A 14,264-nucleotide genomic window follows, 5' to 3' on the forward strand; every position below is an offset into this window, starting at 1 on the left:
GCCCGGAACCTGTGGAAGATCCCGCGCGCTCAGGTTCTGGAGTATCCATTTCCGGTTACGCGCGGGCAGGGGTTTCGAAGACCTTTTAATCGATCGGCTGATGATCTCAGCCAACCACCGGGTGCCCGCGCTGCTGTAGGCACTCGATCAGGATATCGCGGCGTGTATTGCGCATATCTGCCGCACCTGCGACCGCACCCGCCGCTGATCCGACAGCCGCTCCGGCCAACGCGCCCTCGGCGTTGCTGACCGAGTCGTCCGCGATCCCGGCCAGTGCGCCAACTCCGGCACCGATAAGGGCCTGGGACCGGGTTTCCGGGTTCCACAGGTTCTGGGATTTGGCCACGGCGCGGCATTGTTCCAGATCTGCGGCAAAGGCCGGACCCGGTTCGGCCGACAGAACGGGCTGATGTTGCGCCCCGGTGCCGCTGCACGCGGCCGTGATCAGGGCCAACGGTAAGGCCATCAATGTGAAACGTTCCTTGAAAAGCATGGGTTTTCCTTCTTCCTGAGGTTTTTGAATAGGGTCTCGGGTCTCATCCGAATCGGTATGGCTGCGGTTTCGGTTCGGGTGTGAGCAGGGTCGGTTCAGATGTGTCCAAGGCTGCGATGGACCAGCGCAAGGACATAAAGGGCGAGGACGAAATCCAGGATTTCGACCACCCCCAGCATCAGCGGGATCGGGTCGGGCGATGTCGGAAAGACATGGCCCAGGTCCAGAAGGACCACGAAGACGTACCCCCAGGCCGCCACGATGGCGCCCCAGCCTGCGGCAACCGAGCCGCGCAGCATGGCCACCGCCGATCCTACGGCCAGCAGGGCAAGTGCGATCAGAAAGGCGTTGAAGCCCCAGAACACTCCTCCGCCCAACCCCGAGAAATCCCGGGTCTCGATCGGCCCGCCGGGGACAAGCGTGACAAAGCTGGCGACCAGAACAAGCAGAAGTCTGGCGGCGGTTGCAGTGTGGCGGGGCGTCGACAGCGATGTAGGTTCGGGGTTGGATCGTGACGGGTGTGCCATGGCGAAATCCTTTTAATGACTGGCGGGTCATAAATGGATGCGGTTTTAATGACCGTCAAGTCATTAAAAGAATGAATTTGCGTGACGCGGCGTCCAATCTGCTTCAAGAAAGGGCGAACCGGACGAAAACCAGGGGCCGATATGCCAAAGATCGTCGATCGCGAGGAAATGCAGGGGCGCATTCTGGATGCGGCCATGGCCTGTTTTCTGGACCAGGGTTATCACGCCACCAAGATGCAGGACGTGGCCCGCCAGTCTGGGCTGGCCAAGGGTACGCTGTACCTTTACTTCCAAAGCAAAGAGGTTTTGCTGTTGGCGCTGTTGCAGCGTTATTTCGACGACATCCGTGCGCGTATCCGCATGATCCCTTCCCCGCAGACGCTGGACCAGTTCATGATGGGGCTGCGCCTGACCATGCCCGCAGACCGGTTGGCCGCCACGCGTCTGTTCTTCGACGTTCTGGGGCCCGGATTTCAGGACCCGCGCGCGGCCGAGATCATCGGCGGTTTCTTTGCCTGGCTTGCCGACCACTACGCCGCGCAGTTCGAGCCCCTGATCGAATCAGAAGAAATTCGCGACGACCTCAGCGCCCAATCTGCTGCCCAGGCGGTTACGGCAATTCTGGATGGGCTGGTGATCCACCTGGCGATCTTCGGTGTCGATAAAGACGTGTTCGAGACCCGGAGGGATGCTGCGCTGTCGCTGCTGGAGGTCGGCCTGCGGGGATGAATTGTAGCGCCCGCGGTGCCAGCCGCCAGCCCCCGTTTGTTTGACGCACGGCAAATCCCGTTGATCCGCCGGTCCTTTTTGGTCTAAGCGCGCAGGTATGGATCATTTTCTCTACCGCGACGGCGCGCTTTTCGCCGAGGATGTCCCTGTCTCCGAAATCGCTGCTGCGGTCGGAACGCCGTTCTATGTCTATTCCACCGCAACCTTGCTGCGGCATTTCCAGCTGTTCGACGATGCGCTTGACGGCACGGACCACCTTGTGTGCTACGCGATGAAAGCGGCCAGCAATCAGGCGATCCTGAAAACTTTGGCACAGGCGGGCGCGGGGATGGACGTGGTCTCGGGCGGGGAATACCTGCGCGCCAAGGCGGCGGGCGTTCCGGGCGAAAAGATCGTGTTCTCTGGCGTGGGCAAAACGGCGGATGAGATTCGTACCGCGCTGACCGGAGGCATCCGTCAGTTCAACGTCGAATCCGAGCCCGAGATGGAAGTGATCAACGCCGTTGCACTGGAATTGGGTGTGGTTGCTCCGATCACGGTCCGGGTGAATCCGGATGTGGATGCCAAGACCCATGCCAAGATTGCGACCGGCAAGTCCGAGAACAAATTTGGAATACCGATTTCCCGCGCGTCAGAGGTCTATGCCCACGCCGCCAGCCTGCCAGGTTTGGAAGTGATCGGTATCGACGTCCATATCGGCTCGCAGCTGACCGAACTGGAGCCGTTCGAGCTGGCCTATACGAAAGTGGCCGAACTGACTGAACAGTTGCGGGCTGAAGGCCACAACATCCGCCGTCTTGATCTGGGCGGTGGATTGGGCATCCCCTATACCCGCTCGAATGACGCGCCGCCGCTGCCGGTGGAGTATGGCGCGTTGATCAAGAAAACACTGGGCCATCTGGGCTGTGAGATCGAAATCGAACCGGGCCGCCTGATCGCAGGCAATGCGGGGCTGATGGTCAGCAAGGTGATCTATGTGAAGTCGGGCGAAGGCCGCGATTTCCTGATTGTCGACGGGGCCATGAATGACCTGATCCGCCCGGCAATGTACGAAGCGCATCATGATATCGTCGCGGTGCAGGAACCGGTGGCCGGCGTGGAACAGCAGGCCTATGACATCGTCGGCCCGGTTTGCGAATCCGGTGACACATTTGCCAAGCAGCGCAACATGCCGCCGCTGAAATCGGGAGACCTGATCGCCTTCCGCAGCGCGGGTGCCTATGGCGCGGTGATGGCCAGCGAGTACAATACCCGCCCGCTGATCCCCGAGGTTCTGGTCAATGGTGATCAATTTGCAGTCATTCGTGAACGACCAAGCTTTGACGAAATCATAAACCGCGATACCATACCTTCATGGCTTTGACGCGATGACCGCGCGGGCCTAACCCCGGAGGCCCGCTTTGTCCGACCGTTCAAACCTGCCTATTCCGCGCCTGTCCGTGTGGCTGACCCATGTCGGCATGGTGGCAGAACAGGTGTTGCGCGCGTTCTGGCCGGCGTTCTCGATCGTGCTGGTTCTGCTTGCGGCGTTGATGCTGGGGCTTCAAGATATTGTTTCCGTGGAAATTGTCTGGGCAGTTGGCGCGCTGTCCCTGGGGTTGTTTTTGACGGCTGCGGTGCTTGGCCTGAGGGTTCTCAAGTTGCCTTCGCGCGCCGACGTTTTGGTGCGGCTGGATGAGACCTTGCCGGGACGCCCAATTCAGGCCTTGATGGATGATCAGGCCATCGGTGCGGCCGATCGGGATTCCGTGGCGCTATGGCAAGCCCACAAAACCCGGATGGCGCAACGGGTCGCAACGGCCGAGGCCGTGAAGCCAGATCTTCGGCTGGCATCGCGAGATCCTTATGCGCTGCGCTACGCGGCATTGCTGGCTTTTGTCGTAGCGCTGGTTTTCGGCTCTTTGTGGCGCGTGGGGTCGGTGGCGGACATGGCCCCGGGCACTGCCGCCGCCGGGCAGGGGCCAACGTGGGAAGGATGGGTCGAACCCCCGCGCTATACGGGCCTTCCAACGCTGTATCTTGCGGATCAAACGGATGCAGAGCTTTCCGTTCCCAAGGGCAGCCGCGTTACCTTGCGGCTTTATGGGGAGGTTGGCGCACATAGCCTGACGGAAAACAGCTCGGCCCTGGGCGCCGAAGCGGTGACCGACCCCGAGCAGGAGTTCGTGGCAGAACGCTCTGGCCAGTTGCGCATCGACGGGCCCACGGGGCGCGAATGGGCCGTTGAGATCATTGACGACACGGCACCACAGATAGCCGTGGCCGGATCGGCCGAGGCCGAGGCGGGCGGGCAGATGAAACTGCCATTCGTCGCAGGAGATGACTATGGCGTCGTTTCAGGCTCAGCCCGGATCTCACTGGATCTGGCTGCCGTTGACCGCCGCTATGGCCTGGCGGCAGAGCCCGAACCACGCGAAGCGATCGAGGTTGAACTGCCGATGCCGATCACGGGCGACCGGGCGGATTTTGCCGAAGATCTGATCGAGGACTTCTCGCAACACCCCTGGGCACACTTGCCGGTCCGGATCACTTTGATGGCAGCGGATGCGGCGGATCAGCAATCTTCCTCCGAACCTTATGTGACCGACCTTCCGGCCCGTCGGTTCTTTGATCCGCTGGCCGCGGCGGTGATCGAACAACGGCGCGATCTGCTCTGGTCGCGGTCCAATGCGCCTCGGATCGCGCAAATGCTGCGGGCTGTGTCTCATCTGCCGGAGGACCTGTTTCGTTCGGACACTGCCTATTTGCGTCTGAGGGTCGTGCTGCGGCGGCTTGAGACCTTTGATCAGTACGGGCTGAAACCTGAACAGCAGGCCGAGATCGCCCAGGCCCTCTGGGATCTTGCGGTGTTGATCGAGGACGGCACGCTGGCGGATGCGCTGGAACGGATGCGGCGCGCGCAGGAACGTCTGACCGAAGCGATGCAGAACGGGGCCAGCGACGAAGAAATCGCGGAACTGATGCAGGAATTGCGCGACGCGACGCAGGATTACCTCCAGCAGTTGCAGCGGCTGGCGCAGCCAAACGGCGAAGATGGCGAGCGGCAGCAGGGCCAGAACGGCGAGTCCCTGCAAATGACGCAGGATGATCTGCAACGCATGATGGACCGCATTCAGGAACTCATGGAACAGGGCCGCATGGCCGAAGCCCAGCAGGCGCTGGAAGAGTTCCAGCAGATGATGGAAAACATGCGTGTGACTCAGGGCCAGGGTCAGGGCCAGCAGTCCGAAGGTCAGCAGGCCATGGAAGGTCTTGCGGAAACTCTGCGCGAACAACAAGGTCTGAGCGATCAAGCCTTCCGGGATTTGCAGGAACAGTTCAACCCAGGCGCTCAATCCGGTGAAAGCCAGGGCAATGAGGGGCGCAATGGCGGGCAAGGCCGGGGGCAAAGCCACGAAGGCCAGGGCGGTCAGGGGGAAGGCTCGGATCAGGCTGGCGAAGGCCAGCAGGGTCAAGGCTCACTTGCGGATCGGCAGCAGGCGCTGAGAGATGAGCTGAACCGTCAGCAACAGGGGTTGCCCGGTGCCGGCACGCCCGAAGGCGACGCCGCGCGCGAGGCGCTTGATCGGGCTGGGCGCGCCATGGACGAGGCGGAACAGGCCCTGCGTGGGGATGATCTGGCCGAAGCCATCGACCGGCAATCCGAGGCCATGGAAGCCCTGCGCGAAGGGATGCGTTCGCTGGGCGAGGCGATGGCGCAGAACCAGCAGAACCAGCCGGGTCAGGGAACGCAGGATGGCGACATGCAAGCCAACAACCGCGATCCGCTGGGCCGAAACCCGGGTGCCGCCGGTTCGATTTCAACGGATGAGAACCTGCTGCAAGGCGAAGACGTGTACCGCCGGGCGCGGGAACTGCTGGATGAAATCCGACGCAGAACTGGGGAATCGGACCGCCCCCAGATCGAGCTGGAATACCTGAAGCGTTTGTTGGAGCGGTTCTAGACCTTAGTTCTGGGCACCGGATCCAGCCTGTGCCTCAAGCCAGATACGCGCCTGATCCACAAGCGAAACATATGAGCTCAGCAACGGGTCGGCCTGAGGGACTGCGTCGCTGATCTGTTGGGCATTTCCATAGATCAGATACAGAACCACGCCGATAATCAGCATCAACGCAAAGCCGCGGAGGAATCCGCCCGATTTGCGGGGTGGTTGCGGCGCCTCTTCCGACTCGTCAGATCGCATGGTCGAATTGATGGCTTCGACATCCGGCAGCGCGTCTTTCTGCCCGGCATCGACAGCGGTTTCCGTGGCCGACGGCCGCTTGGGGCGCACCTTGGGTTCTGGGGGTTCTGGCGGCGTATCCAGCCCCAGATCGGGCTGGCTTTCGAGGCTGCTGCCTTCCTGCGCCCGCAATTCCGCTTCGCGGGCAGCTTCTTCTTTCAGAATGCTGGCAACGGAAGGATCGACACTCCCGGTGGTCGCGGCGGGTTCATCAACTTCTGGCTTGTCTTCGGATACCGCTTCTTCAACAGGTTCCGGTTCAGCGTCCTGCGGAGCGTTAACCACGTCGGGCGATGCGTCATCCTTTTCGGGGGTTTCCGCTTTTTCGTCCGGTGCGCCTGCGGCTTCGGCAGGGTGCTTCGCTTGAAACCAGGTCTGATCGCAGTTGGAACACTGTACATCGCGGCCTTCCTCGGGGATGACCTCGTCAGGAACCTCGTACTGCGCACTGCAATTCGGACATGTTAGACGCATGCTGCCTCCTCGGCCGGGTGAAGGGCCGATAATAGTTTTTTCAGGAATGATATTCGGTTAAGACCCAACAGCAAAGAGCGTTTTCGGTTTCGCGGGTCAAGTGTCACCAATTGGACTCGGTAGAGCCATTGAAACCATCACCATGCTCGGGCAAGAAGAGCGGCAAAATAACGGGGGCACGTGTGATCGAGCTGGAAAATGTCAGCTACACCTACGGTGGCGGTGAATTGCTGAGTGATGTCTCGGTACAATTGCAGCCGGGTTCGTTTCACTTTCTGACCGGGCCTTCCGGGGCGGGCAAGACCACGTTGCTCAAGCTGTGCTATGGTGCCCTGCTTCCGAGCTCAGGGCGGTTGAGCGTGTTTGACCAGGATATTTCAGCCCTTGATCGCGACCAGCTGGCGGTGCTGCGCCGCCGCGTGGGTGTGGTGCATCAGGATTGTCAGTTCCTAGACCATATGACGCTTGCCGAAAACGTTGCGTTGCCGCTGATGGTGTCCGGGCGTTCGGAAACATCCGAGCAGGAAAACCTGACCGAGCTGCTCAGCTGGGTGGGTCTTGGCTCCAGGCTCGAAGCGCTCCCGCCTGAACTGTCCGGCGGCGAACGCCAAAGGGCCGCTCTGGCGCGTGCCGTCATATTGTCGCCTGACGTGGTTTTGGCGGATGAGCCGACGGGCAATGTTGACTGGGAAATGTCGCAACGGCTGCTGCGTCTTCTGATCGAACTGAACAGGATGGGCAAAACAGTCCTGATCGCCACCCATGACCTGAGCCTGATTCGCGCGGCCAAAAGCCAGGTGCAGGCGCGTGTCTTGCGTATTTCGCAGCGCAAGCTGCAACTGGCGGGGGCGGATTTATGATCAGTCCTGACCTCAGAAATCTGTTGCGCGGCGACAAACGGGCAGACCGGGTTGTTCCTCCAACGGGATACACGGCGCACCTGACCCTTTTTGTCGCGGGTGCGATGGCGTTTCTTGCAGTGTTCGCCTTGGCCCTGTCTCTGGCGTCGGGGCGCATTGCGGATCGTTGGGCATCGGAACTGGCCGGAGCCGCAACCCTGCGCATCAACGCGCCCGCGGAACAGCGCGCGGCCCAGACCGAGGCTGCGTTGACGGTTCTTAGCCAAACGCCCGGCGTGGCCTCGGCCCGTGCTTTGACGCAGGAAGAGCAGGCGGCGTTGCTTGCCCCGTGGTTCGGGCCGGACCTGCCGCTGGATACGCTGCCCGTGCCGCAGCTTATCGAGATCATTGAAACCGAACCGGGCATCGATGTGGCCGGGTTGCGTTTGCGATTGGGGGCCGAGGTGCCGGGCGCCGTGCTGGATGATCATACGCGGTGGCGGGAACCTCTGGTCGATGCGGCGATGTCCCTGCGTCGACTGGGGTGGATTTCAATCCTGCTGATCGGCGGTGCGACCGCTGCCATGATTACCCTTGCCGCCAATGCGTCACTTGCCGCAAATGCCCAGATCATCGAAGTGCTGCGCCTGGTCGGCGCACGCGACGGGTTCATAGCGGGCGCATTCGTAAGGCGGTTTACTTATCGCGCATTTTTTGGAGCCTCGGTCGGTACATTGCTGGGAATGACCGGTGTTCTGATGCTGCCCGAAGCCTCGGATGCGGGTGGGTTTCTGGCTGGCGTCGGCTTTCAGGGCAAAGACTGGGTGTTGCCGGTACTCATCCCGATCCTTGGTGCCATGGTCGCGTTTTTTGCCACCTGGGCTGCGGCCCGACGCAAATTGAAGGAGCTTTCCTGATGTTGATGGCTGTTCAATGGGTTCGGTCGTTGATCTTCATGATCGTGATCTACGCCTGGATGCTGATCCTTGGCATTGTCTTTCTGCCCTACGCGTTGTTTTCCAAGGCTGGCGCCCTGAAGGCGTGCAAGACCTACGCGCGCAGTACCATGTGGCTGGCGCGTTGGATGGTTGGCATTCGGTGCGAAGTGCGGGGTAGGGTCCCAACGAACGAAGTGGTCATAGCCGCAAAACACCAGTCTTTTCTTGATATCATCATAATTTTTGATGCCATTCCGCATGGCAAGTTCATTATGAAGCGCGAGCTTTTGTTTACTCCCGTCATTGGAATGTATGCGCGGCGACTTGGCTGTATTCCGGTCAATCGCGGCAAGCGCGGTGCTGCCGTGACCAAGATGGTCAAGGATGTGTCGAAAGAGTTTTCGGAACCCGGGCAGCTTGTGATTTACCCGCAAGGGACACGTGTGGCGCCCGGTGCGAAGAAACCTTACAAGGTTGGAACAGCCGTTCTTTACGAAGGGCTCGGCTTTCCCTGCGTTCCGGTCGCCACGAATGCCGGCGTCTTCTGGCCCCGAACGGGTGTCATGCGCAAACCGGGCCTTGCGATCGTGGAATTCCTCGACCCAATCGAGCCGGGTGTTGGCCGGGACGACTTCCTTGCCCGGCTGGAAGATGTGATAGAAACACGTTCCAACGAGTTGATGCGGGAAGTGGGGTTTGATCCGGATGGAGCACATTCGTGACATTGAAACGCTTGAAGCGTTGTATGGTCGGCCCGGCGCGCCGTCCTTGCGAAAGGTCGTTCATCAGCTGACGCCTCTCTATCGCAAGTGGATCCTCGCATCGCGCCTCTGTGTGCTCAGCACGGTTGGCCCAGAAGGTGTGGATGGCAGCCCGCGGGGCGATGATGGCCCGGTCGTGAAGGAGCTGGATGCGAATACGCTGGCTCTGCCGGACTGGCGCGGCAACAACCGTCTGGACAGTCTGCGCAATATCGTGCGCGACCCACGTGTTTCGCTGATGTTCTTCGTCCCGGGGTCCAACAACGTCGTTCGGGTGAACGGGTTGGGGCGGGTAACGGCGGATGAGACCCTGCGGCATCAATTCGAGAAGGCCGGCAAACGCCCGGCGACCGTGATCGTGATTGAAATTGCTGAGATATACAGCCAATGCGCTCGTGCTCTGATCCGGGCGCGTATCTGGTCCAGCGGTGATGGAAGCGGCAATCTTCCCACGATAGGACAGCTTCTGTCCGAGGCATCAGACGGTGCGGAAGGCGGCGCGCAATATGACGAGGAATGGCCTGCACGCGCCGCAAAAACGATGTGGTAGATGTAGGTGCCAGTTGTGGTTCAAACCGCAGCGGCTCCGATCCTTGATACTTTTTCCAACCAGCGATCGACGCTGCCGGGCTTGGGATAGCTTGCACCGGAAAAATAGGTGAACCGCGTTGGCTTGAAGCCGACGAACCCAAGGATCTGGTCCCGTACCTGACGGATAAGCGCCTGCCTGTATATCAGGCGCATGAACCATCCCGGCGTGTCTGACGTCAGGATGACGCGTGCAGTACGCCCAGTCAGCATGGGCGCCGGGAACCCGATCTTGGTGGTGTTCCGTGTGTCAAACGTTCGCCCCGGAATGAACATTCGGTCGATCAGTCCTTTGAGTTTTGCTGGAAGGCCGCCCCACCACATCGGGGTGGTCAGGACCAGATGGTCGCTCCACTCAAAGTCTTGCAACACTTGCTCCAGAATCGGCTCAAGCGGTTTGAAGTCGTGGTAATTGCCCTGACCGAAATCAAAATCGAATTGCAGATCGCTCAGATGAACCAACCGTACATCGTGCCCGTTTTTGCGGGCCGCGTCTCTGTATGTTTCGGCAAATGTGCGTGACAGGCTGCTTTCTGCGGGGTGTCCGTCAAGGATGAGAATTTTTTTCGGTTGCATCGGGTATCTCCTGAAAAATGACCGTGGTCAGTTTATAGAATCAAAAAATGACCACGGTCAATAAAAAATTTGACCACGGTCAGAAATCATGCGATTGAGCCATATGCAAAAGACGATTCAGAAACGCACGATCAAGACCCGCGCCAAGCTTCTTGCGGCCGCTGAAGAGGTCATCCGCAATGGCGGATATGAAGCGTTACGGGTGGAAGAGGTCGTGAAGGCCGCAGGGGTCGCGAAGGGCACTTTTTTCGCGCATTTCCACGACAAGGATGCGCTGATGGAAATTCTGATCGCGGACAAGCTGAATGCGTGTCTGGATCAGGCCGAGGCCGGAGCACCACCCAAGACTGTTGCAGAAATCGTCGCGTCGCTGGACCCGGTTCACAGTTTCATGACGTCCGAGCGATATGTATTCGATCTGTTGATCAGGTATTCCGGTGCGACGGCTGTCGCCGAAATAGGACCGGTGGCCTATTGTTTTGAGCGATACTTCCGCGTCGTGATGCTGTGGCTCGAAGATGCAGAGGTGCGCAAGGACGTGCCACCCGAATTGTTGGCCGAAGGTGTGCAGGCCTTTGCCATACAGGCCATGTCATTAAGGTTCTGTGCGTTGCATTCAGCGACGACATTTACCGACAGGTTGGAGACCTATCTGAATGCCTGGTTGACCCCGACAGGCTGATCGCCGCCGGGGTCAAGGTTGTCAGCTGTGGATCGGGCCGTCGCCGCAAGCCAGTGCGGCCTCACGCACGGCCTCGGAATAGGTCGGGTGCGCGTGGCAGGGTTTGACGTGGTTCGGCGCAGCCGATGAAAGGTCCGGTGGACCTTTCACGCGTCAAACGGGCGGAGCCCGACCTGCCTAGCTGTGGATCGGGCCGTCGCCGCAAGCCAGTGCGGCCTCACGCACGGCCTCGGAATAGGTCGGGTGCGCGTGGCAGGTCAGGGCCAGATCCTCGGCGGATGCGCCGAATTCCATCGCCACGCAGACCTCGTGGATCAGGTCACCTGCGCCGGGGCCGATGATGTGGCAGCCCAGGATACGGTCGGTTTCCTTGTCTGCCAGAATCTTGACGAAACCGTCAGAAGCAAAGTTGGCTTTGGCGCGGCCGTTGCCCATGAACATGAACTTGCCGACCTTGTAGGCACGGCCTTGTTCTTTGAGCGTCGCCTCGGTTTCACCCACATTGGCGACCTCGGGCCACGTATAGATCACACCCGGTATAACACCATAGTTTACATGGCCATGCTTGCCGGCAACCTGTTCCGCGGCGGCCATGCCCTCATCTTCGGCCTTGTGCGCCAGCATCGGGCCTTCGATCACGTCACCGATGGCGTAGATGCCCGGTACGTTGGTCTGCCAGTCCGCACCCACCTTGATCTGGCCGCGCGGGGTCATCTCGACGCCCAGAGCGTCCAGCCCAAGACCATCGGAATAAGGTTTGCGCCCGGTGGCCACCAGCACGGTATCGGCGTCGATCACATGCTCGCTGTCGTCCTTGAGCAGTTTGTAGGTCACCTTGGCCTTGGTCTTGGTTGCTTCGGTTTTCTGCACCGCCGCACCCATGATGAAATTCAGCCCCTGTTTCTTGAGGATACGCTGGAATGTCTTCTGAACTTCGGGGTCCATGCCCGGCGTGATTTCCTTGAGGAATTCGATCACCGTTACTTCGGCGCCCAGGCGGCTGTACACCGACCCCAGTTCCAGCCCGATCACACCCGCGCCGATCACCACCATTTTCTTGGGGATCTTGCCCAGAGACAGCGCACCGGTTGAGGTCACAACCACCTTCTCATCCACTTCGACACCGGGCAGCGAGGACGGTTCGGAGCCTGACGCAATGATGATGTTCTTGGTTTCATGGATTTCATCGCCAACCTGAACCTTGCCGGCCGCAGGGATCGAGCCCCAGCCTTTCAGCCAGTCGATCTTGTTCTTCTTGAACAGAAACTCGATGCCCTTGGTGTTGCCCTCGATCACCTCATCTTTGTAAGCCTGCATCTGTTTCCAATCGACCGAAGGCGATTTGCCCTTCAGGCCCATCTTGGCAAAGTTGTGTTCGGCTTCATGAAGCTGATGGCTGGCATGCAGCAACGCTTTCGAGGGGATGCAGCCCACGTTCAGACAAGTGCCGCCCAGCGTTTCGCGCCCTTCGACCACAGCGGTTTTCAAACCCAGTTGAGCGCAGCGGATCGCGCAGACATAGCCGCCGGGTCCGGCGCCGATTACGATGACGTCATAGTTTGCCATTACATTCTCCTAATCCGACCGGACGATCCGGCGCTTTCCCGACCCGATCTGGCGGGTCGGGAATATCTATTGTCAAACGGGTTCCAGCAGTTTGATCGAGATATGGGCAATGCCGCCTCGTTCATGGTGCATCGCCAGTTCTTCGGAACCGAAAAATGCCTTGGCCTTGTCCAGGTTGATCACCTCGAACATCGCGATCGCATGGTCCTTCTGATCGGGATCGCGCCAGACATGCAGGTCGCGGATGCCCGCGGCCTTGCGCATCGGCTTGTCCTCGCGGAACACTTTCAGCCAGGCGTCGAAATCGGCAACATCGGCCTGCCAGAGTACATGTGTCGCCATGGTTACAGATCCATCAGCAGGCGGCGCGGATCTTCCAGCGCCTCTTTCACACGTACCAGGAAGGTCACCGCGCCTTTGCCGTCAACGATCCGGTGGTCATAGGACAGCGCCAGATACATCATCGGGCGGATCTTGATCTCGCCATTGATGACCATCGGCCGTTCCTGGATCTTGTGCATGCCCAGAATGCCCGACTGCGGGGGGTTCAGGATCGGCGAGGACATCAGCGACCCGTAAACACCACCGTTCGAGATTGTGAAGGTGCCACCCTGCATCTCGGCCATGGACAGCTTGCCGTCACGGGCGCGCTTGCCCTTTTCGGCGATGGCTTTTTCGATGGCTGCAAAGGACATGCTGTCCGCGTCGCGAATGACCGGTACGACCAGACCCTGCGGCGTGCCGGCCGCAACGCCCATGTGAACGAAGTTCTTGTAGACGATGTCGGTGCCATCGATCTCGGCATTGACCTCGGGCACTTCTTTCAGGGCATGGCAGCAGGCCTTGGTGAAGAAGGACATGAAGCCCAGACGCACGCCGTGCTTCTTCTCGAACTGGTCCTTGTACTGATTGCGCAGGGCCATGACCTCGGTCATGTCCACCTCGTTATAGGTGGTCAGGATCGCGGCGGTGTTCTGCGCATCTTTCAGGCGCTTGGCGATGGTCTGACGCAGACGGGTCATCCGTACGCGTTCTTCGCGGGCCGCATCTTCGGCAGCAACCGGTGCGCGCGGAGCCTGTGCAGCAGGTGCGGGCGCAGCCGCCGCAGGTGCCGGAGCCGAAGCAGCCGCAACCGCCTTGGCAACATCTTCTTTCATGATGCGACCATCGCGACCGGTGCCGGTGACCTGATCGGCCGACAACCCGGCTTCGGCCATCGCCTTTTCGGCAGACGGCGCATTTGCAACATCCTTGCCGGTGCTTGTCGCAGCAGGAGCCGCCGCCGCCGCCGCAGGAGCGGGCGCAGGAGCTGCGCCAGCGGCCGCGCCAGAGATGACTGCCAGCTTTGCGGTTGCATCCACGGTTGCACCTTCCGGTGCGACGATTTCCGCCAGAACACCCGCAGCCGGGGCCGGTACTTCGACCGAGACTTTGTCGGTTTCCAGCTCACACAACATCTCGTCCTGCGCGACGCTGTCGCCGACTTGCTTGAACCAGGTCGAAACCGTCGCCTCAGTCACGGATTCGCCTAGCGTGGGCACCATCACGTCAACCGACCCGCCCGATGCGGCAGGTGCGGCCTCGGGGGCTGCTGCCGCTGTTGCCGGGGCAGGCGCGGCTGCACCTTCGCCGGCAGCAATCGTCGCCAGCAGAGCATCGACGCCAACCGTTTCGCCTTCGGCGGCCACAATCTCACCCATCACGCCGGCCGAGGGAGAGGGCACTTCGACCGTGACCTTGTCAGTCTCCAGCTCACACAGCATCTCATCCACGGCGACCGCATCACCGGGCTTTTTGAACCATGTTGCAACAGTGGCTTCGGTGACCGACTCGCCAAGCGTGGGAACACGAACTTCAATCGTCATCGC

16 protein-coding genes are annotated in these 14,264 nt (G+C 60.3%); 8 read left to right on the top strand and 8 right to left on the bottom strand.

Annotated elements, in window-relative coordinates; translation table 11 throughout:
- Window positions 1–106: 106 nt before the first annotated feature.
- Window positions 107–493: a glycine zipper family protein gene (locus ACR0DJ_RS00645; RefSeq protein WP_170346341.1), complete on the bottom strand. Its 387-nt coding sequence runs from the start codon at window positions 491–493 to the stop codon at window positions 107–109.
- Window positions 494–588: 95 nt separating this feature from the next.
- Window positions 589–1,020, bottom strand: coding sequence for a DUF8051 family protein (locus ACR0DJ_RS00650; RefSeq protein WP_480683565.1), 432 nt, complete (start codon window positions 1,018–1,020; stop codon window positions 589–591).
- 141 nt (window positions 1,021–1,161) lie between these two features.
- Between ACR0DJ_RS00650 and ACR0DJ_RS00655 the strand changes: the two genes are divergently transcribed.
- From ACR0DJ_RS00655 to ACR0DJ_RS00665, 3 genes are all read left to right on the top strand, one after another.
- A complete protein-coding gene (locus ACR0DJ_RS00655) occupies window positions 1,162–1,749 on the top strand; it encodes a TetR/AcrR family transcriptional regulator (protein ID WP_480683566.1) in 588 nt (195 codons plus the stop codon).
- Between the two features lie 97 nt (window positions 1,750–1,846).
- Window positions 1,847–3,112 (top strand): diaminopimelate decarboxylase, encoded by a 1,266-nt coding sequence (gene lysA / locus ACR0DJ_RS00660; protein WP_257599941.1) that lies wholly within the window; start codon window positions 1,847–1,849, stop codon window positions 3,110–3,112.
- 37 nt (window positions 3,113–3,149) lie between these two features.
- The gene (locus ACR0DJ_RS00665) at window positions 3,150–5,693 is read left to right on the top strand and encodes a TIGR02302 family protein (RefSeq protein ID WP_480683567.1); all 2,544 of its coding nucleotides are present in this window, start codon (window positions 3,150–3,152) and stop codon (window positions 5,691–5,693) included.
- Between the two features lie 3 nt (window positions 5,694–5,696).
- On the opposite strand, the gene ACR0DJ_RS00670 is transcribed toward ACR0DJ_RS00665, so the two are convergent.
- Window positions 5,697–6,446 (bottom strand): zinc-ribbon domain-containing protein, encoded by a 750-nt coding sequence (locus tag ACR0DJ_RS00670; RefSeq protein WP_425078954.1) that lies wholly within the window; start codon window positions 6,444–6,446, stop codon window positions 5,697–5,699.
- Window positions 6,447–6,628: 182 nt separating this feature from the next.
- On the opposite strand from ACR0DJ_RS00670, the gene ACR0DJ_RS00675 reads away from it, so the two are divergent.
- The 4 genes from ACR0DJ_RS00675 to ACR0DJ_RS00690 are packed head-to-tail and all read left to right on the top strand — an operon-like array spanning window position 6,629 to window position 9,534.
- Window positions 6,629–7,306, top strand: a complete 678-nt coding sequence (locus tag ACR0DJ_RS00675; protein ID WP_170346345.1) for a cell division ATP-binding protein FtsE — start codon at window positions 6,629–6,631, stop codon at window positions 7,304–7,306.
- On the top strand, window positions 7,303–8,202 hold the full coding sequence (locus ACR0DJ_RS00680) for a cell division protein FtsX (RefSeq protein ID WP_425078952.1): 900 nt from the start codon (window positions 7,303–7,305) through the stop codon (window positions 8,200–8,202). Before ACR0DJ_RS00675 ends, ACR0DJ_RS00680 begins: the two co-directional genes overlap by 4 nt.
- Window positions 8,202–8,945, top strand: coding sequence for a lysophospholipid acyltransferase family protein (locus ACR0DJ_RS00685; RefSeq protein WP_257599944.1), 744 nt, complete (start codon window positions 8,202–8,204; stop codon window positions 8,943–8,945). The genes ACR0DJ_RS00680 and ACR0DJ_RS00685 overlap by 1 nt, the downstream gene beginning before the upstream one ends.
- Window positions 8,929–9,534 carry a pyridoxamine 5'-phosphate oxidase family protein gene (locus ACR0DJ_RS00690; RefSeq protein ID WP_257599945.1) on the top strand — a complete coding sequence of 202 codons (606 nt, stop codon included), beginning with the start codon at window positions 8,929–8,931 and terminating at the stop codon, window positions 9,532–9,534. Before ACR0DJ_RS00685 ends, ACR0DJ_RS00690 begins: the two co-directional genes overlap by 17 nt.
- A gap of 20 nt (window positions 9,535–9,554) precedes the next feature.
- On the opposite strand, the gene ACR0DJ_RS00695 is transcribed toward ACR0DJ_RS00690, so the two are convergent.
- Window positions 9,555–10,148 carry an NAD(P)H-dependent oxidoreductase gene (locus ACR0DJ_RS00695; protein WP_480683568.1) on the bottom strand — a complete coding sequence of 198 codons (594 nt, stop codon included), beginning with the start codon at window positions 10,146–10,148 and terminating at the stop codon, window positions 9,555–9,557.
- A 103-nt stretch (window positions 10,149–10,251) separates the two neighbouring features.
- Here ACR0DJ_RS00695 and ACR0DJ_RS00700 point away from each other — a divergent pair, with 103 nt between their 5' ends.
- Window positions 10,252–10,830, top strand: coding sequence for a TetR/AcrR family transcriptional regulator (locus ACR0DJ_RS00700; RefSeq protein ID WP_480686216.1), 579 nt, complete (start codon window positions 10,252–10,254; stop codon window positions 10,828–10,830).
- Between the two features lie 21 nt (window positions 10,831–10,851).
- On the opposite strand, the gene ACR0DJ_RS00705 is transcribed toward ACR0DJ_RS00700, so the two are convergent.
- The 4 genes from ACR0DJ_RS00705 to odhB form a co-directional block, all read right to left on the bottom strand.
- Complete coding sequence (locus tag ACR0DJ_RS00705) at window positions 10,852–10,980, bottom strand: hypothetical protein (RefSeq protein ID WP_256369186.1); 129 nt, start codon at window positions 10,978–10,980, stop codon at window positions 10,852–10,854.
- A 27-nt stretch (window positions 10,981–11,007) separates the two neighbouring features.
- Complete coding sequence (gene lpdA / locus ACR0DJ_RS00710) at window positions 11,008–12,396, bottom strand: dihydrolipoyl dehydrogenase (RefSeq protein WP_425078949.1); 1,389 nt, start codon at window positions 12,394–12,396, stop codon at window positions 11,008–11,010.
- A 72-nt stretch (window positions 12,397–12,468) separates the two neighbouring features.
- A complete protein-coding gene (locus ACR0DJ_RS00715; RefSeq protein WP_152456823.1) occupies window positions 12,469–12,738 on the bottom strand; it encodes a hypothetical protein in 270 nt (89 codons plus the stop codon).
- Window positions 12,739–12,740: 2 nt separating this feature from the next.
- On the bottom strand, window positions 12,741–14,261 hold the full coding sequence (odhB, locus tag ACR0DJ_RS00720) for a 2-oxoglutarate dehydrogenase complex dihydrolipoyllysine-residue succinyltransferase (RefSeq protein WP_480683569.1): 1,521 nt from the start codon (window positions 14,259–14,261) through the stop codon (window positions 12,741–12,743).
- Window positions 14,262–14,264 lie beyond the last annotated feature (3 nt).

The sequence above is a fragment of the Ruegeria sp. BF10 genome (assembly GCF_056538725.1).

Coding starts and splice junctions, on each gene's coding strand:
- ACR0DJ_RS00645 (WP_170346341.1), bottom strand. CDS start 493: ATGCTTTTCAAGGAACGTTTCACATTGATGGCCTTACCGTTGGCCCTG.
- ACR0DJ_RS00650 (WP_480683565.1), bottom strand. CDS start 1,020: ATGGCACACCCGTCACGATCCAACCCCGAACCTACATCGCTGTCGACG.
- ACR0DJ_RS00655 (WP_480683566.1), top strand. CDS start 1,162: ATGCCAAAGATCGTCGATCGCGAGGAAATGCAGGGGCGCATTCTGGAT.
- lysA (WP_257599941.1), top strand. CDS start 1,847: ATGGATCATTTTCTCTACCGCGACGGCGCGCTTTTCGCCGAGGATGTC.
- ACR0DJ_RS00670 (WP_425078954.1), bottom strand. CDS start 6,446: ATGCGTCTAACATGTCCGAATTGCAGTGCGCAGTACGAGGTTCCTGAC.
- ACR0DJ_RS00680 (WP_425078952.1), top strand. CDS start 7,303: ATGATCAGTCCTGACCTCAGAAATCTGTTGCGCGGCGACAAACGGGCA.
- ACR0DJ_RS00685 (WP_257599944.1), top strand. CDS start 8,202: ATGTTGATGGCTGTTCAATGGGTTCGGTCGTTGATCTTCATGATCGTG.
- ACR0DJ_RS00690 (WP_257599945.1), top strand. CDS start 8,929: ATGGAGCACATTCGTGACATTGAAACGCTTGAAGCGTTGTATGGTCGG.
- ACR0DJ_RS00695 (WP_480683568.1), bottom strand. CDS start 10,148: ATGCAACCGAAAAAAATTCTCATCCTTGACGGACACCCCGCAGAAAGC.
- ACR0DJ_RS00700 (WP_480686216.1), top strand. CDS start 10,252: ATGCAAAAGACGATTCAGAAACGCACGATCAAGACCCGCGCCAAGCTT.
- lpdA (WP_425078949.1), bottom strand. CDS start 12,396: ATGGCAAACTATGACGTCATCGTAATCGGCGCCGGACCCGGCGGCTAT.
- ACR0DJ_RS00715 (WP_152456823.1), bottom strand. CDS start 12,738: ATGGCGACACATGTACTCTGGCAGGCCGATGTTGCCGATTTCGACGCC.
- odhB (WP_480683569.1), bottom strand. CDS start 14,261: ATGACGATTGAAGTTCGTGTTCCCACGCTTGGCGAGTCGGTCACCGAA.